General features: G+C 61.0%; 22 protein-coding genes and 1 pseudogene. 12 read left to right on the top strand and 11 right to left on the bottom strand.

Annotation, left to right across the window (positions count from 1 at the left end; translation table 11 throughout):
• Nucleotides 1–20 precede the first annotated feature (20 nt).
• From AC1DXN_RS26265 to AC1DXN_RS26240, 6 genes are all read right to left on the bottom strand, one after another.
• Nucleotides 21–335 (bottom strand): hypothetical protein, encoded by a 315-nt coding sequence (locus tag AC1DXN_RS26265; protein ID WP_013896579.1) that lies wholly within the window; start codon nucleotides 333–335, stop codon nucleotides 21–23.
• Between the two features lie 93 nt (nucleotides 336–428).
• Complete coding sequence (locus AC1DXN_RS26260) at nucleotides 429–2,027, bottom strand: nickel-dependent hydrogenase large subunit (RefSeq protein ID WP_109659020.1); 1,599 nt, start codon at nucleotides 2,025–2,027, stop codon at nucleotides 429–431.
• 47 nt (nucleotides 2,028–2,074) lie between these two features.
• Nucleotides 2,075–3,190, bottom strand: coding sequence for an NADH-quinone oxidoreductase subunit B family protein (locus tag AC1DXN_RS26255; RefSeq protein ID WP_477278207.1), 1,116 nt, complete (start codon nucleotides 3,188–3,190; stop codon nucleotides 2,075–2,077).
• 76 nt (nucleotides 3,191–3,266) lie between these two features.
• On the bottom strand, nucleotides 3,267–3,509 hold the full coding sequence (locus AC1DXN_RS26250) for a hypothetical protein (protein WP_477278205.1): 243 nt from the start codon (nucleotides 3,507–3,509) through the stop codon (nucleotides 3,267–3,269).
• A gap of 155 nt (nucleotides 3,510–3,664) precedes the next feature.
• The gene (locus AC1DXN_RS26245; RefSeq protein ID WP_246707332.1) at nucleotides 3,665–5,056 is read right to left on the bottom strand and encodes a sigma-54 dependent transcriptional regulator; all 1,392 of its coding nucleotides are present in this window, start codon (nucleotides 5,054–5,056) and stop codon (nucleotides 3,665–3,667) included.
• A gap of 178 nt (nucleotides 5,057–5,234) precedes the next feature.
• Complete coding sequence (locus tag AC1DXN_RS26240) at nucleotides 5,235–6,170, bottom strand: LysR substrate-binding domain-containing protein (RefSeq protein ID WP_477278203.1); 936 nt, start codon at nucleotides 6,168–6,170, stop codon at nucleotides 5,235–5,237.
• Nucleotides 6,171–6,286: 116 nt separating this feature from the next.
• Between AC1DXN_RS26240 and AC1DXN_RS26235 the strand changes: the two genes are divergently transcribed.
• Genes AC1DXN_RS26235 through AC1DXN_RS26180 form a run of 12 tightly spaced genes read left to right on the top strand, consistent with a single transcriptional unit; the run spans nucleotide 6,287 to nucleotide 18,522 of the window.
• Complete coding sequence (locus AC1DXN_RS26235) at nucleotides 6,287–7,330, top strand: class 1 fructose-bisphosphatase (protein ID WP_477278201.1); 1,044 nt, start codon at nucleotides 6,287–6,289, stop codon at nucleotides 7,328–7,330.
• 15 nt (nucleotides 7,331–7,345) lie between these two features.
• Nucleotides 7,346–8,218, top strand: a complete 873-nt coding sequence (locus AC1DXN_RS26230) for a phosphoribulokinase (RefSeq protein WP_477278199.1) — start codon at nucleotides 7,346–7,348, stop codon at nucleotides 8,216–8,218.
• A 10-nt stretch (nucleotides 8,219–8,228) separates the two neighbouring features.
• Nucleotides 8,229–10,241 carry a transketolase gene (gene tkt / locus AC1DXN_RS26225; RefSeq protein WP_477278197.1) on the top strand — a complete coding sequence of 671 codons (2,013 nt, stop codon included), beginning with the start codon at nucleotides 8,229–8,231 and terminating at the stop codon, nucleotides 10,239–10,241.
• A gap of 4 nt (nucleotides 10,242–10,245) precedes the next feature.
• Nucleotides 10,246–11,253: a type I glyceraldehyde-3-phosphate dehydrogenase gene (gene gap / locus AC1DXN_RS26220; protein ID WP_477278195.1), complete on the top strand. Its 1,008-nt coding sequence runs from the start codon at nucleotides 10,246–10,248 to the stop codon at nucleotides 11,251–11,253.
• Entirely contained in the window at nucleotides 11,250–12,467 is a 1,218-nt protein-coding gene (locus AC1DXN_RS26215) for a phosphoglycerate kinase (protein WP_477278193.1), read from the top strand. Before gap ends, AC1DXN_RS26215 begins: the two co-directional genes overlap by 4 nt.
• A gap of 1 nt (nucleotide 12,468) precedes the next feature.
• Nucleotides 12,469–13,548, top strand: a complete 1,080-nt coding sequence (gene fba / locus AC1DXN_RS26210) for a class II fructose-bisphosphate aldolase (RefSeq protein ID WP_477421721.1) — start codon at nucleotides 12,469–12,471, stop codon at nucleotides 13,546–13,548.
• Nucleotides 13,549–13,576: 28 nt separating this feature from the next.
• A complete protein-coding gene (locus AC1DXN_RS26205) occupies nucleotides 13,577–15,040 on the top strand; it encodes a form I ribulose bisphosphate carboxylase large subunit (RefSeq protein ID WP_210266357.1) in 1,464 nt (487 codons plus the stop codon).
• A gap of 12 nt (nucleotides 15,041–15,052) precedes the next feature.
• Nucleotides 15,053–15,442 (top strand): ribulose bisphosphate carboxylase small subunit, encoded by a 390-nt coding sequence (locus tag AC1DXN_RS26200; RefSeq protein ID WP_109659002.1) that lies wholly within the window; start codon nucleotides 15,053–15,055, stop codon nucleotides 15,440–15,442.
• Nucleotides 15,443–15,460: 18 nt separating this feature from the next.
• Nucleotides 15,461–16,384, top strand: a complete 924-nt coding sequence (cbbX, locus tag AC1DXN_RS26195) for a CbbX protein (protein WP_109659000.1) — start codon at nucleotides 15,461–15,463, stop codon at nucleotides 16,382–16,384.
• A complete protein-coding gene (gene rpe, locus AC1DXN_RS26190; protein ID WP_477277812.1) occupies nucleotides 16,381–17,052 on the top strand; it encodes a ribulose-phosphate 3-epimerase in 672 nt (223 codons plus the stop codon). Before cbbX ends, rpe begins: the two co-directional genes overlap by 4 nt.
• A 10-nt stretch (nucleotides 17,053–17,062) precedes the next feature.
• The gene (gene gph / locus AC1DXN_RS26185) at nucleotides 17,063–17,749 is read left to right on the top strand and encodes a phosphoglycolate phosphatase (protein ID WP_477277810.1); all 687 of its coding nucleotides are present in this window, start codon (nucleotides 17,063–17,065) and stop codon (nucleotides 17,747–17,749) included.
• Between the two features lie 14 nt (nucleotides 17,750–17,763).
• Nucleotides 17,764–18,522, top strand: coding sequence for an HAD-IA family hydrolase (locus AC1DXN_RS26180; RefSeq protein WP_477277808.1), 759 nt, complete (start codon nucleotides 17,764–17,766; stop codon nucleotides 18,520–18,522).
• Between the two features lie 131 nt (nucleotides 18,523–18,653).
• On the opposite strand, the pseudogene AC1DXN_RS26175 reads toward AC1DXN_RS26180, so the two are convergent.
• From AC1DXN_RS26175 to AC1DXN_RS26155, 5 genes and pseudogenes are all read right to left on the bottom strand, one after another.
• Nucleotides 18,654–18,873: pseudogene (locus AC1DXN_RS26175) on the bottom strand (IS6 family transposase); the annotation flags it as partial.
• Between the two features lie 146 nt (nucleotides 18,874–19,019).
• On the bottom strand, nucleotides 19,020–19,862 hold the full coding sequence (locus tag AC1DXN_RS26170; RefSeq protein WP_245951618.1) for an aldo/keto reductase: 843 nt from the start codon (nucleotides 19,860–19,862) through the stop codon (nucleotides 19,020–19,022).
• Between the two features lie 142 nt (nucleotides 19,863–20,004).
• Nucleotides 20,005–20,775, bottom strand: coding sequence for a fumarylacetoacetate hydrolase family protein (locus AC1DXN_RS26165; protein ID WP_477277806.1), 771 nt, complete (start codon nucleotides 20,773–20,775; stop codon nucleotides 20,005–20,007).
• A 49-nt stretch (nucleotides 20,776–20,824) separates the two neighbouring features.
• Nucleotides 20,825–21,811, bottom strand: a complete 987-nt coding sequence (locus tag AC1DXN_RS26160; RefSeq protein WP_477277804.1) for a 2-dehydropantoate 2-reductase — start codon at nucleotides 21,809–21,811, stop codon at nucleotides 20,825–20,827.
• Nucleotides 21,808–23,400, bottom strand: a complete 1,593-nt coding sequence (locus AC1DXN_RS26155) for an acyl--CoA ligase (protein ID WP_477277803.1) — start codon at nucleotides 23,398–23,400, stop codon at nucleotides 21,808–21,810. Before AC1DXN_RS26155 ends, AC1DXN_RS26160 begins: the two co-directional genes overlap by 4 nt.
• Nucleotides 23,401–23,427 lie beyond the last annotated feature (27 nt).

The raw sequence follows: 23,427 nt of genomic DNA, 5'->3' as shown, positions 1-23,427 counted from the left end.
CCCAACGTCGTTGCAAGGGCCTAGATGCGCCAAAGCCTGCACCACCAATCGGCATCGACCGGCACGGCCAGTTCCGGCAGGTCGCACCATTCTCGGTGGACGAGGTAATACATGCATTCCATGCAGCGCTGCTTGTCAGGGCCGTAGGGTTGATCCACGAAGCCGCTGATGACCATCTTGCCCTCGATGTCGTCGGCCTTCAACTGCCGCAGTTCGGTCAAAATCGCGGCAAACTCCTTTTCCGTTTCGGGAAAAGGTTCGGTCTGCGTCTTTAGCCCGCCTTGCATCAATTGCGCCATCTTGCGCAGCAAAGCATGCTGTTGCTCGCTATTCATTGCCTGCGCTCCCGGGTTCGTGTGCAGCAGATCCGATCGTCCGGCGCGCGGCCGGACGATCGAGGCTGAGCGCGCTCGACGCGTCGCGTCGAATCAAGCCGTGCGGAAGCGTGCGAGTTCTGTCCCGGTGCTGGCATCATGGGCGTGCACGGTACAGACAAGACAGGAATCATACGAGCGGCAGACATGGCCGACCTCGACGGGATCACTTGGATCCGCGATCGGCGTGCCGATCAGCGCCTGCTCGATCGGGCCAAGCTCGCCACCGTCCGATCTTGGCCCGACATTCCAAGTGGTCGGCGCGATGATCTGGTAGTTCTTGATCTTGCCGTTTTGCACCTCGATCCAATGACAAAGCGCACCGCGGATGGCTTCGGTGGCTCCCCAGCCGCGGCCGTCCTTCTCCGTCGGCTTGACGTACCACGGGTCATTGAGGCGAAACTCGCGCAGTGCATGCTCGGCCTGACGATAGAGCTTAACGCCCTCGTGCATGCGGGCGAAGTGACGCAGCATGACACTGGCCCCGCCAAGTTTCTTGTACATGTCAAGAACAAGCGGGTCGTGATGCTGCCAGCTTTCTCCGTGGCTACCACCTGCGATAAGCTGGCGGGCCAAGGGTCCAGCTTCGAGCCGACCGTTATTGTCGTGGCGCACCGCGGTCGACCATGAGTATTGATTATCGTATTCGACGGGATTCTTGCCGACGGCCTTTGTCGTGCGATCGAACGGATGCTTTCCGCTCGGCTCGTCGTACCAGGCATGCAAGACGTCCTCTCTAGTGTGGACCTGGTCCATCAGCTTGTGGGTATCGGCCGCCCCGTCATAGACACCGCTTTTCATCAGCAGCGAGGCGTTGCGGTTTTCGATCGTCGGCCGATTGTACTTGTCCTCATGCGGCAAGTAGCCCCACGAAACGTATTTCCCATGACCTTTGCCATACTTGTCGACACCGACGTCCACGCTCATGCGCCAAAACATGCCCAGATCCGAGTTCGCGTGCTCGGGGCGCTCGTCAAGCCAGGCCATGAAATCGTCATAGGAACGAATTTGCTCGTAGCGTTCGAAGGAGCAGCCCAGCCAAACCGGCTCCATCCAGTTGCGGCGGAAATGCTCGAGGATGGACCAGGCCCGGGTTACGTCAGTAAGCGTGGGCGCACACATCACGCCGCCAGGCACCATGTAGCTGGAATGCGGCCACTGGCCCCCCAGCAGGGCATAGATTTCAACGGGTCGTCCAGAGATCGTCACGCCAAGTTCATAGTTGGTGCCGGTGTATGGCGACCAGCGCTTGACCGCCTCCTCATAGTATTTCGAATGCGAATAGTTCTTGTGCGTGTAGTCGATCATGAACAGGCCGTAATGGTGTCTTGGCAAGCTCTGCAGGCTTTCGACGATCTGCCCGAGATTGCGCGCAAGGATGGCGTTGCGGGGAACCTCGGCTTTCCAGGCGGTATCGAGCGCCCAGGCCGCGCAGGTCAGGTGCGAGGCGCCGCAAATACCGCAAGCGCGCGGCGTGACGACCAGCCCCGCCTGCGGATCCTTGTCGCGCAGGATAATCTCGAACCCGCGGAACAGTTCGGCTTGCGTCCAGGCGTTGACGACAACGCCATTTTGGATGTCGACGCGCACGTCGAGATCGCCCTCGACACGGCCGACAGGAGAAATATCAAGTGTTTGAACAGCAGCTGACATGGTCTTCCGGACCTCCCTGGAAAATTGGATTCTAGCAATCGGTGACTTCAGACGACGAAGATGTCTTCTTCAGCCCAGCGCGGCGAAGCAGCCTTGGCCGCGGCCGTCAGCTTGATGTAACCGGTCTTGTCGACCCCGCTCGGCATGTCCTTTGGGACACCCATGACGGTCTGCGTCTTGAACACAGTTCCCGGAGCCAGATCGAAGAACGGGAATTCGGGCTCCGTGCAGCCCATGCACGGCATGCCCGCTCGCGTCTTGGACGATTGGCGGTTCCACAAAATGCGGTTGCACGGCGAATGCGTCATCGGCCCGCGGCAGCCCAGGTCGTAGAACAGGCAGCCTTTGCGCTGACCAAACTCGGTCGCCGAAACCTTGTAGGCGAAGTGCATGTTGCGGGTGCAGCCGGTCTGCGTGAAGGACGTAAAAAAGGTCTTCGGACGCTGGAACTCGTCCAGCGTGAGATCCCCTCCACGGCCGGTCGCCACGGCGACCACGATTTGCGTGATCCAGTCGGGGTGAGCCGGACACCCTGGAATGTTGATCACTGGCAGGCCGGCCTTGGATTTGAAATCCTTGCCCAGGAAGCCGCCGTGGCCGCGCTTGAGGAATTGCAGGCCTTCGCTTTCGGACGGGTTTGGCGCGGTCGCGGGGATGCCGCCCCACGTCGCGCAGTCGCCGACGGCGACGACAAAATTGGCGACCTTGCACAGGTCCCTTACCCAGTCGCGCATGGGACGACCCGCAAAGCGGTTCCATTCGCCTGTTCCGTTGGGGGCATTCACCACGGTGCCTTCGAACACGAAAATATCGAGCGCCAGCGTGCCGGCGGTCAGCGCCTTCAGCATCTTTTGCAGGTTCTCGCCAAGCTCGAGCCCGAGCGAAGGATGCCACAGCACATTAATGCCAAAGTCGGTAACCAGATCACACGCGCTCGGTTCCTCGGCATTGAGAAACGACATCGTGTTGCCGGAGCATGCTCCACCCTGGAGCCACAAAAGATTGGCCATTATCTCCTCCACAGCCTGTAACGAAGCATTGCCGTATGCACGCCTCCGATTAGTGTGATGCAAGCGCCGTGCCAGCCGGAAGCGATGGTCAGGAATTCGTTTGTTATCAGTATGTTGGCGTGTCTTGCGCGGATCTGGCCGCCAAATTGGCACGGGTCCCAGGCTGCAAACTAACTTTGCTGTTGGAAACTAGATTGTGAACGACGCCAAGGACGTCACAACCTGTTTTCTATCCGTGACGATTGCCGCAGGCGGGACATGTGACTTCGAGCAGATAGCCATACCAGATGCCTTGGCAGCGACTGCACCAGTGGCCCGTCGCCTGCCGTTCAGGCGCGCCGATCGCTTTTGCCATTGCCCCCTGCCCCAGATATTTGATCGGCTTGTGTCGGCTTGAAGGCAGAACCCGGGACTGGGGAAAAGGAATTATGTCTGGTTGCGGCGATGATGAGGGTTCGTCGGCTTGGCTCATGGCGCTCTCCTAAACGTCCGCGCTCGAAGCTTGAGCATAGGGCGGACATGACCGATTTGTCACCCCGGCTCGCAGCCAACTGCCGCCAAGCCTGCGTCGCAACATCCAGCATCACCGATTGCCAACGGCAGGAGCCTGTCGCTACGGCTTCGCCGTCATTGGTGTTGCTGGCCGTGTTCGTTCAAGCTGTAGCGTTTGATCTTGTTTGCCAGACCAACCCGCGACAGCCCGAGTTCGTTTGCCGTGCGGCTTTGGTTCCAGTGATTGCGAACAAGTGCCCTGCTGACGATCTGCTTTTCGAGGCTTTCCACCTGGTCCTTCAACGTCACGCCCTCCGGGAGGAAGGCAACGGCTTCCGAACTGCGCCGGGGCGACGCAGCAAGGAGCGTCGCTGACATGTTGCGTGTCGTCAGATATTCGCCATCCTTGGCGAGAGCCACCATGCGGCGGATTTCATTTTCCAGTTCCCGGACATTGCCTGGAAATTCGCCGCTTGAAAGCTTTTCGATGGTGTTGGCCGTGATTCCCAGAATCTTGCGGCCAATGGCATCGGCATGTTTTGCCGCAAAGAACTCCGCCAGGGGTCCAATGTCTTCGGGGCGTTCTCTCAGGGAAGGGACTTCGAACTCAAAGCCTTTCAGCCGGAAATAGAGATCCTGCCGGAACTCGCCACGCGCGACCAGATTTTTCAGGCGCCGGTTGGATGCCACGATGATGCGAACATTACAGTGTGTGACCCTGTCGGAGCCAAGAGGCTTGACCTCGCCCTCCTGGAGAAATCGCAACAAGCTGACCTGAAAGGACGGCGACACTTCGGAAATCTCATCCAGGAAAACCGTCCCGCCGTCGGCGGCGCGAAACAGACCCAGCCGGTCCGAAATAGCTCCGGTAAAGGATCCGCGCTTGTGTCCAAACAATTCCGATTGCAGCAATTCGTCCGGCACGCCTCCGCAGTTCTGGACCAGCAGAGGACTTGCCCGGCGCATTGAGTTGTAATGGATGGCCCTGGCCAGCAGTTCCTTGCCGGTGCCCGTCTCGCCTTCGATGAGAATCGGCAGCTCGGTCTTGGCCGCTTGCCGGGCCAGATCGCACAATTCAGCCATTTTCGCGCTGACATAGACGAGTTTTTCGAAACGCTGGCTCTCCGCTCTGAAGGCGGCATTCTTGCGCTCACCGAAGATCAGTCCGTCGCCCGAGATCTTGAACTCCCGAGACAGGATGCGATGGCGGCGTGCAAGTTCGCGGGTCTCCAATGCTCTTTCGACAAGCAGGCCCAATTGCGAAGCATCAACGGGCTTCAGCAGAAACTGGTAGATTGCCGCCTGGGACAATGCCGGCTCCGAGATGCAGTCCGAATTCGACGTCACATAGATGCGGGTGATGTCGGGATGAGACACCCGAAGGCCGGTAAGGAAGGTGAGACCGGCATCTTCCCCCGCATGATCCTCCGCTATGGCCAGATCGACGTGGATGGTGGCCATCGTGGTCAGGGCTTCAGAAAAGGAGTGCGCCAGAACAACACGGTATGCGTAGCGCTCGGCCAGCACGTGAAGCGGCCATGTCCAGTCGCTGCCCTGCCGCGAGACGATGACGACGGTGCCCGGCTCATCCATACAACTAGGTTTCCATTTTGCGCACCTTGTTAGCAAAACGGCGCGACGGCTTCAATTGCCCTGAACAGCTGCTGCTTTTTGAACCATGGACAGGTTGGCGCCGCCGCAGGTCTCAGCGGATCTCGGGATAGAGCTTACCAGAGATCGGCAGGAAAGCGGCTCCCTTACGCGCCAGGAAGGCGCAGAACGCACCGATGGCTGGCGTCACGACGCGGTCGCTGCGCACCACCGAAAACCATTGGCGGCGAATTGGCATACCGACGACATCGAGCACCGACAGCCGTCCGCCCTGGACCTCGAAGGCTATGGTGTGGGCGGAGATGAAGGCAACGCCCAGTCCGGCCATCACGGCCTGCTTTATCGTTTCGTTGGAATCCATCTCCGTTCCCGGTTGCTCCAATCGCCCGGGGATGTCGCCAAGAAACCGTTCGAACGACATGCGCGTGCCCGAACCCGGTTCGCGCACGATGAAATGCTCCTTCGCGATCCTGGCTTTGGTTATGTCGCGCGCCTGTGCCAGGGGATGATCGGGGGCGGCCGCGATGATCAAGGGGTGGTCCCCGAACACTCTGGCCTCCACCGGCAGATCCGGGGGCGGTCGCCCCATCAGTGCAATGTCAAGGACATGGTCCTTCAGCTTCGCAATGGTTTCGGCCCGGTTGCCGATCACCAGCTTCAGTTCGATGTCGGGGAACTCCTTCTTGAAACCAGCAATGATCTGAGGCGCGAAATACTTCGCCGTGGAGACCGCGCCGACGATCAAATGCCCCTTCCGGAGACCCTTGACGGCATCAATTTCCTCCTGGAGCAGCCCCAATCTCTCATCAATGGCGTGTGCCGCTTCGATGAAGGCAAAACCTGCGTCAGTCGGACGCATCCCATGTGGAGCACGTTCGAAAAGCTGAATTCCCGCTTCTGCTTCAACCTGTTGGAGCTGTAGCGTCACGGCCGGCCCGGTTAGTCCCAAGGCCTTGGCAGCGTTGATGATTTTGCCCTCGGTGTGGATGGCCGAGATGATTCGAAGATGGCGGAGCGTTATGTTGCGCATCGATCGAAGTAAGCAGAACTTATCGCCGTCGTAAATAGATTAAAGTTTACTAATCCATGACGGGCTGTTCCAACCGTCTTCAGATCTGCGGCCTATCGCGAGATCGGGAGGGGAAAATGAGCAATCCGACACTCGACGCCTTTCTGGCGTCGCACCAACGGCAAGGGCATGATGGCGACGTCTTGGCAACGGTCGCGGCGCTGGCTGGTGCGGCTCTCGCGATCAACAACGGCATCCGCTCTGGCACGCTTGGGTCCGCTTTTGGCGGGACCAACGGAACGGTCAACGCGGACGGTGATACCCAAAGGGACCTGGACATCTATGCCGATGATATTTTTCTGGAAGCCATGCGCCGTGCTCCGGTGCGGTGTGTCGCCTCTGAAGAGCGTGTCGCACCGGTCGCACTCGACCCCGAGAGCCGCATCGCGCTAGCCATCGACCCCTTGGACGGTTCGTCCAACATCGACGTCAACGTGTCGATTGGCACAATATTCTCGCTTCTCCCAGCGACTGGCGCGCCCGGCATCGACCCGGCCGCCTTTTTTCTTCAGCCAGGCAGCAGCCAGCTCGCGGCAGGCTTTTTCGTCTACGGACCGCAGCTGGTTCTCGTTTTGACGCTTGGCCTCGGCACGCACGCGTTCGTCTTCTCGCCTGAACGTGGCACCTTCGTCCAGACCCATGAGAGCGTGGCAGTGGCCGAACGCACCCAGGAGTTCGCCATCAACGCTTCCAACTATCGCCATTGGGAAGAAGCCGTGCGGCTCTATGTGGATGATTGCCTGAAGGGCGAGGAAGGTCCCCGCGGCAAGAACTTCAACATGCGCTGGATCGCCTCGCTTGTCGCCGATGTCTATCGCATCCTGATGCGCGGCGGCGTCTTTCTTTATCCCGGCGATAGCCGTGCCGGCTACGCAAGCGGCCGGCTGCGGCTCGTCTATGAAGCCAATCCCATCGCGATGCTGGTGGAGCAAGCCGGCGGACGCGCGACGAATGCGCTCTGCAGCATCCTCGACATCGTTCCGACGGGCCTGCACCAACGCGTCCCGTTTGTCTTCGGCTCCGCCAGGGAGGTCGAGCGCGTCGCCCGCTACCATACCGAGCCAAGCGCGATAGCCGAGCGGTCACCGCTGTTTGGCAACCGCGGCCTGTTTCGGGCCTGATGAGGGAAGCACAAGATGTCGGCCAAGCACCCCATCATTTCGATCACCGGCTCCTCAGGTGCCGGCACCACCTCGGTCAAGCGCATCTTTGAGCAGATCTTCCGGCGCGAAAACGTCGAGGCGGCGTTCATCGAGGGCGATGCATTCCACCGCTACGATCGCGCGGCGATGAAGGTGAAGGTTGCCGAGGACGAGAAGGGTGGCAACCCCTACTTCACCCATTTCAACGCGGACGCCAACGAACTCGATGCGCTCCAGGAAGTCTTCGAGGCGTATGGGCTGAGGGGTGCTGGCCGCACGCGAACCTATGTTCACGATGAGGCGGAGGCTGACCTCTATGGCTGCGATCTCGGCACATTCACGCCGTGGCGCGAGTTCGCCCCGAGCGACCTGCTCTTCTATGAGGGCCTGCATGGTTGTGCCGTCACCGACAGGGTGGATCTGGCCAAACACGCTGACCTCAAGATTGGCGTGGTGCCGGTCATCAACCTTGAATGGATCCAGAAGATTCACCGCGACCGCTCCACGCGTGGCTACTCGACGGAAGCCGTGGTGGACGTGATCCTTCGGCGCATGCCCGATTACGTGCGCCACATCGTGCCGCAGTTCTCAAAGACCGACATCAATTTCCAGCGCGTGCCGATCGTCGATACATCCAATCCATTCGTCGCTCGCTGGATCCCGACACCTGACGAATCGATGCTGATCATCCGCTTCGCCAACCCGCGCGGCATCGATTTCCCCTACTTGCTTTCGATGATCCACAACTCGTTCATGTCGCGCGCCAACTCGATCGTCGTGCCGGGCAACAAGCTCGACCTGGCCATGCAGCTGATCCTCACACCGCTGATCATGCAACTGATCGAACGCAAGCGCCGCGCCAACTGAGGAAGCGAAGATGAACCAGATCGCAATCGAGAGCCCCGCCCCTGCCAAGACGGATGAGCAGCTGATGGCGAACGCCATCAGGGCGCTCGCCATGGATGCGGTTCAAAAGGCAAACTCCGGCCATCCCGGCATGCCGATGGGCATGGCCGATGTTGCCACCATCCTGTTCAATCGCTTCCTCCAAATCGACCCGTCGCGTCCCGACTGGCCCGACCGTGACCGTTTCGTTTTGTCGGCGGGCCATGGCTCCATGTTGCAATACGCGCTGCACTATCTGCTGGGCTACGAAGACATGCCGATCGAGGAGCTGCAGCGCTTCCGGCAACTTGGCAGCCGCACCGCCGGGCATCCCGAATACGGCCATGCCCTTGGCATTGAAACCACGACAGGTCCGCTTGGTCAGGGCATTGCGACAGCGGTCGGCATGGCATTGGCCGAACGCATGCTCGCCGCCCGGTTTGGTGCCGGCCTTGTCGACCACTTCACATATGCCATCGCCGGCGATGGCTGCCTGCAAGAGGGGATGAGCCACGAGGCGATTGACCTCGCCGGCCATCTTGGCCTTTCAAAATTGATCGTGCTTTGGGACGACAATCGCATTTCGATTGACGGTCCGACCTCGTTGGCGACATCGATGGACCAACCGATGCGGTTCCGGGCCGCCGGCTGGAGCGTTCTTTCGATCGATGGCCACGACCTGGATGCAATCGCGGCGGCGCTGGAAGAGGCGCGGACGTCGGATCGGCCGACGTTGATCGCATGCCGGACCACAATCGGAAAGGGCGCGCCGAACCTGGGCGGCTCGGAAAAAACCCATGGCGCGCCGCTCGGCGCGGCCGAAATCGCCGCGACGCGAACAAACCTCGGTTGGGATCATCCACCCTTCGAGATCCCCGGCGAAGTTTTGCGCGCCTGGCGCACCGCGCCAGCACGCGGCCGAACCGCGCGCGCGGCGTGGGAGGCGAGACTTGCCGCTTCGCCGCGCCGCCAGGAATTCGAAAGTGCCGTGGCTGGCGACCTTCCCGTGGGCGTCTTCGAGGCACTGTCGACATTTCGCCAGCAACACTTCGAAAATGCGACCAACGTCGCAACCCGCAAGGCCTCGGAACTGGCTCTCGCTGTGATCAACGAGGCGACGGAACAGACTGTCGGTGGATCGGCGGATCTCACTCATTCCAACTTGACCATCACCAAGGGCATGGCTCGCGTCTCACCGGGCGACTTTTCCGGACGATACATCCACTATGGCATCCGCGAGCACGCCATGGCGGCGGCTATGAACGGGATGGCCCTGCATGGCGGGCTTGTCCCTTATGGCGGGACGTTCCTGTGCTTTGCCGATTATGCGCGCGGCGCAATGCGGCTCTCGGCGCTGATGGGCCAGCGCGTCATCTATGTGATGACCCATGATTCCATCGGACTTGGCGAAGATGGGCCCACGCACCAGCCTGTCGAACATTTGGCGATGCTGCGCGCCACGCCAAATCTCAATGTCTTTCGTCCGGCCGACATAATCGAGACAGCTGAGTGCTGGGAGCTGGCGCTGAGGTCAAAGCACCGGCCGAGCGTGCTGGTGCTGTCGAGACAGAACCTGCCGATGCTCCGCACGAAGGCTCCCGAAGCCAGTCGCTCGGCCCAAGGGGCTTACCTTATGCGCAAGCCCGTCGGCCGGCGTGACTTGACGCTGATCGCCACCGGTTCGGAAGTGGAAATCGCCCGCGCGGCCGCCGACCTGCTTCTGGAGCGCCATCATATACGGGTTGCCCTGGTCTCCATGCCCTGCTGGGAACTCTTTGAAGAACAAGACGAAGCCTATCGCGCCGAGGTTCTCGGAACAGCTCCGCGCATAGCCGTCGAGGCGGCCGCGCGCCTTGGTTGGGACCGCTGGATTGGCGAAGGTGGCGCCTTCATCGGAATGACCGGCTTTGGCGCCAGCGCACCGGCCGCGGAGCTTTACAGGCATTTCGGTATCACCGCCGAGGCGATTGCCGATGCCGCTTGTGCAGTTGTTCAGAAGGATTGAAGCCTTGACCGTCAGAGTTGCCATCAACGGATTCGGCCGCATTGGCCGCAACATCCTGCGCGCCATCCATGAATCCGGCCGCAAGGACATCGACGTCGTCGCCGTCAACGATCTCGGCCCGGTCGAGACCAATGCGCACCTGCTGCGCTACGACAGCGTGCACGGCCGCTTCCCGCATGAGGTGTCGGTGTCCGGCGACCAGATCACCGTCGGCAAGGAAAAGTTCAAGGTCACCGCGATCAAGGATCCGACGCAGCTGCCGTGGAAGGAACTCGGCGTCGACATCGCGCTCGAATGTACCGGCATCTTCACCGCCCGCGACAAGGCGGCAGCGCACCTGATCGCCGGCGCCAAGCGCGTCGTCGTTTCGGCGCCCGCCGAAGGTGCTGACCTGACCGTCGTCTACGGCATCAACCACGACAAGCTGACCAAGGACCACATCGTCATTTCGAATGCGTCCTGCACCACCAACTGCCTGGCGCCGCTGGCTGCCGTGCTGCACGAGACTGTCGGCATCGAAAAGGGCATGATGACGACGATCCACTCCTACACGGGCGACCAGCCGACGCTGGACACCATGCACAAGGATCTCTACCGCGCCCGCGCTGCCGCCCTGTCGCAGATTCCGACCTCGACCGGTGCCGCCAAGGCGATCGGCCTTGTGCTTCCCGACCTCAAGGGCAAGCTCGACGGCATCTCGATCCGCGTACCGACCCCGAACGTCTCGGTCGTCGACTTCAAGTTCATCGCCAAGCGCGCCACCACGGTCCAGGAAATCAACGAAGCGGTGATCGCCGCGTCGAATGGCAAGCTCAAGGGCATTCTCGGCGTCACCCATCATCCGAACGTCTCGATCGACTTCAACCATGATCCGCGCTCCTCGATCATGGCGCTCGACCAGACCAAGGTCATGGACGGCAACTTCGTTTCGGTGCTGTCCTGGTACGACAATGAGTGGGGCTTTTCCAACCGCATGGCCGACACCGCGGTCGCTGTTGGGGGCGTGCTTTGAGACCCCTCCCCGATATCCGCTCCGCTGACGTTGCCGGCAAGACCGTTCTCGTTCGCGCCGACCTCAACGTACCCCTCAAGAATGGCATCGTCGCCGATGCCACCAGGATCGTGCGTTTTGCTCCGACTGTCAGGGATCTCCTGGCGCGAGGTGCCAAGGTTGTCGTCATGACGCATCTTGGCAGACCCGACGGTGATGCCAATCCCATCTATTCAGTGAGGCCGGTAACAGCCACCCTGTCCAGCGAAGTCGGCCGCGAAGTTGTGTTCGTCCCAGATTGTGTCGGTTCCACTGCGGAGAAGGCTGCCAGGCATCATCACGACGGCAAGGTTCTCCTGCTCGAAAACCTTCGTTTTCACAAGGGTGAGGAGGCCAACAGTCGCAATTTTGCATTGCGGCTCTCGGTCAACGGCGATCTCTTTGTCAACGACGCCTTTTCCTGCGCTCATCGGGCGCATGCTTCGACCCACGCAATCGCGCAAATCATGCCCGCCTACGCCGGGCCGTCCCTGCTCGCCGAAGTCGCCGCACTGACTGCCGCCCTCGACGCGCCGAGAAGGCCGGTGGCCGCCCTGGTAGGGGGTGCCAAGGTCTCGTCGAAGATACGGGTGCTGAAGCACCTGATCGGCAGGATGGACCACCTGATCATCGGTGGCGGCATGGGCAACACATTTCTGGCTGCAAGCGGATATCGGGTGGGGCGGTCAATCCACGAGCCGGAGTGTGTTTCGATCGCTCGCGATATCATGGAGGCCGCCGCCGCCAACGGTTGCCGTATCCTTCTGCCCAGCGACGTGACCGTTGCCAGGATGTTCGAGGCAGAGGCTCTGGCCACAACTGTCCCCGTGGCAGCTGTCCCTGACGAGGCAATGGCGCTCGACGTTGGCCCCAGGACAGTCGCCGAGATCAAGGAGGTCCTGAACGCCTGCCGCACCCTGTTGTGGAATGGCCCGCTGGGGGCCTTCGAGATGCGGCCATTTGGAGACGCCACCTTCGCGGTGGCGCGCCATGCAGCTGCACTGTCAAAGGCCGGACAACTCGCCACCATCGCGGGCGGCGGCGACACGGCGGCCGCACTGTCGATGGCGGGCGTCGCCGACCAGATCACCTACCTTTCGACCGCCGGCGGCGCCTTCCTGGAATGGCTGGAAGGTTGCCACTTACCCGGCATCGAAGTGCTGCGCAAAAGAGTCGAAAATTCGGAGACCGTCTAAAATGGCCAAGATTACACTTCGACAGCTGCTCGACCATGCCGCTGAACGTGACTATGGCGTTCCRGCCTTCAACATCAACAATATGGAGCARGGKCTCGCCATCATGSAGGCGGCAAAGGCCTGCGACGCGCCGGTTATCATCCAGGCCTCGCGCGGCGCCCGCGCATACGCCCATGACATCATGCTCTCGAAGATGATGGATGCCCTGGCGGAGATCTATCCCGACATTCCCCTTTGCGTCCATCAGGACCACGGCAACAACGAGGCCACCTGCCTGACCGCGATCCGCCACGGCTTCACCTCGGTCATGATGGACGGCTCGCTCCTGGCCGACGGCAAGACGCCGGCGAGCTATGACTACAACGTTGAGATGACGGCAAGTGTTGCCGAGATGGCGCATGCGGTCGGCGCCTCGGTGGAAGGCGAGCTCGGTGTGCTTGGGTCGCTGGAAAGTGGCCATGGCGAGGCCGAAGACGGGCATGGCGCGGAGGGCGCGCTTTCCCACGACCAATTGTTGACGGATCCCGAGCAAGCGGTCGATTTCGTCATGCAGACGAAGGTCGACGCGTTGGCGATCGCCTGTGGCACAAGCCACGGCGCCTACAAGTTTTCGCGCCGCCCTGACGGCGACATCCTCGCCATGCATGTCATCGAGGCCATCCACCAGAAACTGCCAAACACGCATCTGGTGATGCACGGCTCTTCCTCCGTACCGCAAGAACTGCAGGACATCATCAACAGCTATGGTGGAGAGATGCCGCAGACCTTCGGCGTGCCGGTGGAAGAGATCGTGCGCGGCATCCGCCACGGCGTGCGCAAGATCAACATCGACACCGATTGTCGCATGGCCATGGCCGCCCAATTCCGCAAGGTCGCGGTCAGCAATCGCGCCGAGTTTGACCCTCGCAAATTCCTCAAGCCTGCCATGGATGCCATGCGCGACCTGTGCCGCGAACGTTTCGAGGCCTTTGGCTGCGCGGGCAATGCCAGCCGGATCAAGGTGATGCCCTTGGACGAGATGGCCAGGCGTTACGCAACGGGCCTGCTCGACACACAAGTGGCGGCCAGCAGGGCTGCCTGAAGCACCAATTTTTGATGGAAGGATCTGGATGATGACCGCGCAACCGACCGAACTGAGGGGCAAGGAACGCTATCGCGCTGGCGTGCTCAAATACGCGCAGATGGGGTACTGGAACGGCGACTACGTGCCCAAGGACACCGATCTGATCGCGCTTTTTCGCATCACGCCCCAGGACGGCGTCGATCCGATCGAGGCCGCGGCCGCCGTTGCCGGCGAATCCTCGACCGCAACCTGGACGGTGGTCTGGACCGACAGGCTGACGGCGGCCGACCAGTACCGGGCAAAGGCCTATCGGGTCGATCCGGTACCGGGGCGGCCGGGCGAATATTTCTGCTACGTCGCCTACGACCTGATCCTGTTCGAGCCGGGCTCGATCGCCAACCTGACGGCCTCCATCATCGGCAACGTGTTTTCGTTCAAGCCGCTCATGGCGGCGCGGCTGGAAGACATGCGGTTGCCCGTCGCCTATGTGAAGACCTTCAAGGGACCGCCGACCGGCATCGTGGTCGAACGCGAGCGGCTGGACAAGTTCGGCCGGCCGCTGCTGGGGGCCACCACCAAGCCGAAACTCGGGCTCTCAGGCAAGAATTACGGCCGCGTGGTCTACGAGGGTCTGAAGGGTGGCCTCGACTTCATGAAGGACGACGAGAACATCAACTCGCAACCCTTCATGCACTGGCGTGACCGGTTCCTCTACTGCATGGAGGCCGTCAATCGCGCAGCCGCCGAAACCGGCGAGATCAAGGGCCACTACCTCAACATCACGGCCGGCACGATGGAAGAGATCTACCGGCGCGCCGAGTTCGCCAAGGAACTGGGCTCATGCATCGTGATGATCGACCTGATCATCGGCTACACGGCAATTCAGTCGATCTCGGAATGGTGCCGGCGTAACGACATGATCCTGCATCTGCATCGCGCTGGACATGGGACTTACACCCGCCAGAAGAACCACGGCATCTCGTTTCGCGTCATCGCCAAGTGGATGCGACTTGCCGGCGTCGATCACATCCATGCCGGCACGGCCGTCGGCAAGCTCGAAGGCGATCCCATGACGGTCCAGGGTTACTACAATGTCTGCCGCGAACTGAAAAACGAGGTGGACCTTCCGCGCGGCATCTTCTTCGAGCAGGACTGGGCCGACACGTTGAAAGTCATGCCGGTTGCCTCTGGCGGCATCCATGCCGGGCAGATGCATCAACTGCTTGACTTGTTCGGCGACGACGTCGTGCTGCAGTTCGGCGGTGGCACGATCGGTCATCCGATGGGTATCCAGGCGGGCGCAACCGCAAACCGCGTTGCGCTGGAAGCCATGGTGCTTGCCCGCAATGAGGGCCGCGACATTGCCGCTGAAGGCCCCGAAATCCTGCGCGCGGCCGCCAGATGGTGCAAACCCCTCGAAGCGGCCCTCGATGTGTGGGGCAACATCAGTTTCAACTATCAGTCCACCGACACGTCGGACTTTGTCCCCACCCCCGCCGTCGCCGTTTAAGGAGCTTGATCAATGCGCATCACACAGGGAACTTTTTCCTTTCTGCCGGACCTCTCGGACGAACAGATTTCCGCGCAGGTCGAATATTGCCTGCGCAACGAATGGTCGATCGGTGTTGAATACACTGACGACCCGCATCCCCGGAACATATTCTGGGAGATGTGGGGCAACCCAATGTTCGACCTCAAGGATGCGGCTGGCGTTATGATGGAGATACGCGCCTGCCGCGTTGCCCAATCGGACAGCTATATCCGCCTCAACGCCTTCGATTCCTCGCGTGGTTTCGAGACCGTGATGCTGTCCTTCATCGTCAATCGGCCGAAGGTCGAGCCCAGGTTCGTCCTCACCCGCACCGAGACGGACAGCCGTGTCCAACGCTATTCGATGAAGGCTGCACTTTAACGCCCTGGAGACGTATCCATGACTGCCGTGCAGACATTCGAAACGGCAACGCCGAGCGTGGACCTGGCCGCCGACTTCCGTGAATCGGGGGTGGCTGAGATCCTGGCGGAGCTTGATCGCGATCTGACCGGTCTCAAGCCGGTCAAGCAGCGGATCCGCGAGACGGCGGCGCTCTTGCTGGTCGAGCGCGCGCGCAGCCGCCTGGGCCTGTCGACCCATACGCCGACGTTGCATATGAGCTTTACCGGCAATCCAGGCACCGGCAAGACGACGGTGGCGCTCAGGATGGCAAATCTGCTCCATCGGCTTGGGTACGTGCGCAAGGGCCATCTCGTCTCGGTAACGCGCGACGATCTCGTCGGCCAGTATATCGGCCATACCGCGCCGAAGACGAAGGAGGTGCTGAAGAAGGCGATGGGGGGCGTGTTGTTCATCGACGAAGCCTACTATCTCTACCGTCCCGACAACGAGCGCGACTATGGCCAGGAAGCCATCGAAATCCTCCTGCAGGTGATGGAGAACCAGCGGGACGACCTCGTCGTCATCCTCGCCGGCTATGGGGACCGGATGGAGCGCTTCTATCAGTCCAACCCGGGATTTCGATCGCGCATTGCACACCACATCGACTTCCCGGACTATGAGGACGCAGAGCTGCTTTCCATTGCCGAGACGATGCTGGCCAAGCAGAATTATGTGCTCGACGATGAAGCGACGCAGATGATGGCCGCCTACATTCGCATGAGGCGCACGCAGCCCCACTTCGCCAATGCACGCTCGATCCGCAATGCGTTGGACCGCGCCCGGCTGCGTCACGCCAATCGTCTTTTCGAAACCTCGGTCGGCCCCGTCACCGTGCAGGAGATGTCGACCATCCGTGCCGACGACATCAGGGCCAGCCGAGTGTTCTTGACGCCAACAGCCGCGGAAGGTCCCACCAAGTGAAGCAGACGATCATTGCCCCATCGGTCCTCTCGGCCGACTTCTCGCGTCTTGGCGAAGAAGTCGAGGCCGTCGCCGCAGCAGGTGCGGACTGGATCCACCTCGATGTTATGGACGGCCACTTCGTGCCCAACATTACCTTCGGTCCTGCCGTGATCAAGGCAATCCGGAACCGAACAGACAAGGTGTTCGACTGTCACTTGATGATCACGCCAGCTGATCCCTATCTCGCCGCCTTCGCCGATGCAGGTTGCGACATCATAACGGTCCACGCAGAAGCTGGACTGCACCTCGACCGATCGCTCCAGGCCATCCGCGACCTTGGCAAGAAAGCCGGCGTTTCGATCAATCCCTCGACGCCGGAGAACGTTATCGAATACGTGCTGGATCGTCTGGATCTCGTCCTCCTGATGACGGTCAATCCAGGGTTCGGCGGCCAGGCCTTCATTGCGTCGGTGGTCGAGAAGGTAAAGCGCGTGAAGGCGATGATCGGTGATCGACCGATCGATATCGAAATCGACGGCGGGGTGACTTCGCAGACCGCACCCCTCCTAGCATCCGCCGGTGCCAATGTGTTTGTTGCGGGCTCGGCCATCTTCAAAGGCGGGACGTCCGCGGCATACGGGGCCAACATCGCGGCCATTCGCCAATCAGCCGATGCGGCTTCGTGAGACGGGCGCCATGAAGGCGAGCCAAGCATTCGCGGACCTGCCCCTGCGGGCGGTCTTCTTCGACCTTGATGGAACGCTTGTCGATTCGGCCCCTGATATGGCCGCCGCCGTCAATGAACTGATGGCGCAATACGGCCTGGAGCCGCACTCACTTGAGGCAGTGCGTGGCATGATCGGCCATGGGGTCGAGAAACTCATCGAACGAGCCTTCGCGGCGCATTCAGTCGCGCTTGGCCTGGAAGATCAGAGCGCAAGCCGCGAGAGGATGAATGAAATCTATGGCCGCCACCTCACCCGGCTGACCTCCCTGCGCCCCGGAGCAGACAGGGCGCTGACCGCGGGTCGCAAGGCTGGGATGCGGACCGGCGTCGTCACCAACAAGCCGGGAGGCTTCTCACGCATTGTCCTGGCGCACTTCGGCCTGTCGAATGAGCTCGATGTCGTCATCGGCGGCGATGCCGGCCATCCGAAAAAACCTGCTCCCGATATGCTTCTGGCTGCCTGTCACGCGTGCGGTTGCAGCAGCGCTCAGGCGGTTATGGTGGGAGATAGCATGGCCGACGTCGGAGCCGCCAGGGCCGCGGGCATGCGCTGCATCATAGTGCGCGGCGGGTATACCGAACTGGCGGCCGAAGCTCTCGGCGCTGACTGCGTTATCGACGTGCTCGACCAGCTGGAATCGGTTTTCCTGAGGTAAGAAAAGGCTGTGCAATGGCTATTCGAGCGCTTGTCTTCGACGTTGACGGCACGCTCGCGGAGACCGAGGAGCTACACCGTCAGTCTTTCAACCAGACTTTTGCCGAGCACGGGCTTAATTGGGTCTGGGACCATAGTCTGTACACCGAGTTGCTCGGCACCACGGGTGGGCGAGAGCGCATTGTTTCGTATGCGCAGATGGCGGGGCAAAATGTCGACCCAGATCTTCTGCACGCACGAAAGACAGAAATCTATAACCTCAAGATCAAAGAGGGTCTGATCAGCCTGAGGCCTGGCGTGGTGGAGCTGATTGAGCATGCCACGCAGGAGGGGCTGATGCTCGCGATCGGAACGACCACCAGTAGGGCGAATGTGGTGTCGCTCCTTCATCAGACGCTCGGCCCAAGGTCCTTGGACCTGTTTTCCAGCATCCGTACCGGCGAGGATGTGCGCGCCAAAAAACCCGATCCTGAAGTCTATCGGCTGGTGCTATCGGACCTTGGCGTAGAGGGTTGCGAGTGTCTTTGCATCGAGGATTCCAGGAACGGACTTATGGCTGCTCGTGCGGTCGGCATGCGCACGGTCATCACAGCCAGCCTGTTTACCTCTCACGAGGACTTCAGCGGCGCCGATCTCATCCTACGCAATCTGGCGACGCCATGGTCATCGGCTGAGTTCAACCCTTATACGTCGATGATGGACCAGCCGCTCGAGGTGAGCCGCCTACTGCGGCGTGCCGGAGCAAGATCCGGCGGTCGGCGAACGGACGCTTGAACATCGCCAACTTTGTCGAGCGGGCCGTCGCCCGGCAACCCAAGGGATTGGCCGATCGAGCAGTCCTCGCGGCCTGTTGCGGGTTTGTTGCAAGGCTGAACAGGGACGCCGAGTGGCCGCTGCGAGGTCAATCAGGCGGCGGGGTTCTCGGCCAGGGACGGATTCGCATTGAAGGCGTACCTCGCCTGTCGCTCGCGCATCATGTGAATTTTCGATGCCAGACAGGATGGTGGGAGGCAGTGGCCGTCGATTTGAAGCAGAGCCTCGGCCGACTCGGCGCTTGATGCGCCGATGGTGCGCGAAGCGTATCCGCCCGATGGCAGGTTTGGCTATGCGGATGCCGGCCGGCTTGGAGGACGACACGGGCAGCGCGGCCAAGGGTCGCCCATTTGGTTGCGATCAGCTGCGCAAGCGCCGTCCGTTCCACCGTTGCACAGTGTAAAACAAATCTGCCGAACTGGCCTGGAGCGCTGCCGAACTCAACGACGTCGAGAAGCCTACAGTGCTTGCGAGATGCGGCGGCGCTGCTCATCCGTTGCCACGTCTCCGAACCCGGCCCGCGCGTTGCTTTTCATGTGTTCGGGATCTGACGTGGCGGGGATAATGCATGTCACCGCAGGATGGGCCACGATGTACTTCAGTGCCAGCTCTGACCAGCTTCCGCAGCCAAGCTCCCTGGCGACCTCAGGAAGCGGTCTGTCGCTGAGGCGACGTATCAGTGTGCCTTCACCCAAGGGCCGGTTGACAAGAACGGCGACGCCGAGGTCCTGGGCCGCGGGTAATAGCCGCCGCTCCGCCGCACGATCAAGCAGCGAGTAATTCAGCTGCACAAAATCGAACGTCTCCGACCGAAGGACGGCTTCGAGATCCCCGTGGGCGCTATCCGTGTAGTGCGTCACGCCAATGTACCTGAGACGCCCTGCGGCCTTCCACTCTTTGAGGACGGGAAGGTGGGTCCTCCAGTCGACGAGGTTGTGAATTTGCATCAGATCGATCACGTCGGACTTCAGCAACCTGAAGGAATGCTCCATCTGCTTGATGCCTGCCCGCCGACCCGTCGTCCAGACCTTGGTTGCGAGGAATCTTGGGGAACCGGGCGCCAAACTGGCCAGGACCTCGCCGGCGACCTGTTCGGCCCGACCATACATGGGTGACGTGTCAATGACTGAACCGCCAGCCGCGAACAAACGCTCGAGAACCTGCCTCGGTGCCTCGAGTTCAGTCGGGGATGTGCCGCTATCGAACGTCTGCCAGGTGCCGCATCCCACGACCGGCAGCGGCTCACCGCTCGAAGGAATGTTCCTGGTAAGCATCGCGGATTGGCCTGGTGTTTCGGGCATTCAGCTACTCCATCGTCGTCTAAGGCATGGACGTTTCGGCCATGAGTGAAACAGGCAGGAAGCAGGTTAGAAGACAGCCCTGCCCTGTTTGGTCGTCATTTCCAGAGGCTGCGATGTCGCACCACCGGTCGCCGCGGGATTATTACACTGGGCGGCATTGCGTCGTGAGTATCCCGATGCCGTCAATCTCGACTTCCACGACGCCCTCTTTCGGCAGTGGGCCGACGCCCGCCGATGTGCCGCAGGCGATCAGATCGCCCGGGAGCAGGGTCAATCCGCGCGAGATCAAACTGATCAACCTGGCCGGCTGGAAAATCAGGTCCGATGTCGAATATGACTGGCGTTCCCGCCCGTTGACGCGCGTACGGATAGTCAGTCCGGCCGGGTCGACGTCAGTCGCTATGACCGGGCCGAATGGCGCGAACCCGTCCAGCCCCTTGGCGCGCGTCCAGTGGGTAAAACCAGATTCCGCTTGGAGAAATGCGTGCGCGGTCAGGTCGTTGACGCAGGTATAGCCAAAGATCGCCGCCTCAGCCTCTTCGATCGATGCATTAAGGCACCGCCTGCCGATGATGATGCCCAGTTCCCCCTCGAAGAGAATGCGCCCGACAACCGCTGAATGCTCGACAACCGAATTCTGACCGGCATATGAATTTGCCGGCTTGATGAAGAACATCGGGTCTTTGGGGATTTCAAGACCCTGCGTGGCCGCGACGGTACGGGAATTGTTCCACAGTGCGATCATCTTGCTTGGCACGCATGGCATGTCCACTTGGACCGACACGAGCGGAAGCAAGGCACCGGTTGGCTCGCATGCTCCGAACATGTCGCCCTCATGGACATGAATGGTATCGTCAGCAAGGATGCCGAAGCCTGAACTTGTTCCCGCAGAATAACGAATCCAGTGCGTCACGTCGGTTCCATCCAATCTATTTTACACTGGGCGAGGCGCGGTCCACCTGTTAGTGCGGTGCGTTCGTTTCAGCCAGTGTTTTGGCCCTCAGACGAAGCAGCGCAAGCACAAGATCGATTGACGGTGTTTTCATACCCGTCATAAGTCCCAGTTCCTGCACGGAGCCGGCGAGCGCCTCAATCTCCATGGGGCGGCCGCGCTCCAGATCCTGCAACATTGAAGTCTTATGCTTGCCTACGGCCTGCGCGCCCGCAATACGGCGATCGACATCAATCGGGAACTTGACACCTAAATGCTCGGCGATGCGTTGCGCCTCCAGCATCATTGATCGCACCACATCCCGTGTCCCGGGATCACGGCAGATCGTTTCGAGTGTCGCCAGTGTCAGCGCCGAGATTGGATTGAAGCTCAGGTTGCCCCATAGTTTTATCCAGATCTCGTCGCGAATGCGTGCCCGGATCGGCGCTTTCAGGCCACCCTTGCGCATCGCATCGGAGAGCGCTGATACGCGCGGCGTCGCCTCTCCGGATGGCTCGCCCAAGGAAAACCGGTCCCCCTCCATCAGCGTCACGACGCCAGGATAGGTGATCTCGCAGGCTGGATAGACGACGCAGCCGATCACCCGCTCAGGCCCGATCGTGCGCCATTGCACACCGCCTGGATCGACGCTTTCGAGCCACCTGCCCTCGAATTCGTTTCCGGCCTTGAAAAAGTACCACCATGGCAGGCCATTCACTGCGGTGACCACGCTGCCTTCCGGCGCCAGGAGTGTAGCGATCGATTGGGCGGCCGCTGGCACTTGATGAGCCTTGAGCGCGACAATCACATAGTCCTGTGCAGCCAGGTCTTGTGGCCGGTCGGTACAGATGAGACGATGGACCGACTCCTGCTCGCCTTGGACCATGCGAAGCCCATCTCTTCGGATGGCTTCCATGTGCGCACCGCGCGCGATCAGGCTGACTTCGCAGCCCGCCTCGGCAAGTGCGGCCCCGAGATATCCACCAATCGCGCCGGCTCCGTATATACAGATCTTCATGCATGCCCTTCTGTTCGGCTAATGCCCAACAGCGCAGCAAGACCAATGCGCTGAATCTTTCCTGTTGCACCCTTCGGAATCTCATCGACGATGAATATCTTGCGGGGCACTTTGAATGCCGTAAGCCGCTCCGCGGCGAAAGCACGTATGCCCTCGGCTGTGGCGCCGCTGCCCGGCGAAAGCACGACGGCTGCAGCCACCTCTTCGCCAAGCTTTGGATGCGGATAGCCGAAGGTGACGGCCTGGGCCACGCCGCTTGCCAGCAGCAGCACTTCGTCGACCTCGCGCGGGGCGACTTTTTCACCCCCCCGGTTGATCAATTCTTTAATGCGGCCGGTAACGGTCAGATAACCTTCTTGATCGAAGCGGCCGAGATCACCGGTGCGAAACCATCGCGTCTTCGCATCGCCGTCCTCGAAGAACGCGGTGGCATCGGCGCCGGGATTGTTCTCATAGCCGCTGGTAACATTGGGTCCGCAGATGACGATCTCGCCCTCGGTGCTGGGCGGAAGGAAATTGCCGAATGCGTCGGCGACACGCACCATCGGGCCGGCCGCCCGTCCAACCGTTCCTGGCCGGCGCTCTGCCTTTGTCAGTGGATTGGACGTCATTTGATGCGCCGCCTCGGTCATTCCGTAGGCTTCGACCACGGTGCAGCCGAAAGTCTTCTCGATCTCCGCCAGAACCGAGGGCGGCAGGGAGGCCGAACTCGAGCGAACAAAGCGGAGGCGGTTCTTCATGGCCTCGTCCGGTTGGCGCGCTGCCCGCTCGGTGATCGCCTGATGCATTGTCGGTACCGCAGTGTACCATGTAGGGCTCTCGCCTTTCAGCAACGCCATGAAGCGTAGCGCGTTGAAGCCCGGGGTGCAGACCACTGAGGCTCCGGCGTGCAAGGATGCAAGGACCGCCGCGACCAGCCCGTGGATATGGAAGAGGGGCATGATATTCAAGCAGACGTCGTCGCGCCGCAACGCCAGCGAGACGGCGATATGGTTGGCCGATGAGGTGAGGTTGCGATGCGACAACGGCACGATCTTCGGCCGCGACGTGGTGCCCGAGGTGTGCAGCACCATGGCAGTGTTTTTCGGCGATATGTTGCTCGTGGCAGTCTGCGGCACCGCCGCATCGAGATCAGGGGATACCAAGAGCCCAGCCGTCTTTTGCGTTCCGCAGGTGACGCGAACGACCGCCATTCCCCTGGCAACAGCAGCCTCGATCGCCGGCCCGGATGCGTCAGCGTCCACGATGATGAGCTTTGCATCGAGGTCATTCAGGTAGAAGTCAAGCTCCTCCCTGCGATAGGCTGGATTGAGCGGCGCCGCCGTGCCGCACAGCGTCGAAGCGAGAAACGCCACCGCCATCTCGGCACCGTTCGGAAGTACGATTGCCACTCTGTCATTCGGTCCGATGCCCATGCCGCGAAGGCGGCAAGCGACGTCATCCGCATGCTGCAGCAACTGCCCATAGCTTAGCGGCGCCTTGTCGGGTGCTCTGATCGCCGGGGCATCGGCGTCAGCGCGCGACAGTATGTCCCTGATCGTCAAGTGTAGGTCGCTAGGCAAGCCATCCTCCTTTATGTTCGCAGGCATCCGCCTCCCGGTCGAAGGCGACAGCTA

Source organism: Mesorhizobium sp. P2_H9 (assembly GCF_056403215.1).
Note: the sequence above shows the minus strand (reverse complement) of the source record. Positions and strands in the feature narration are given on the sequence as shown.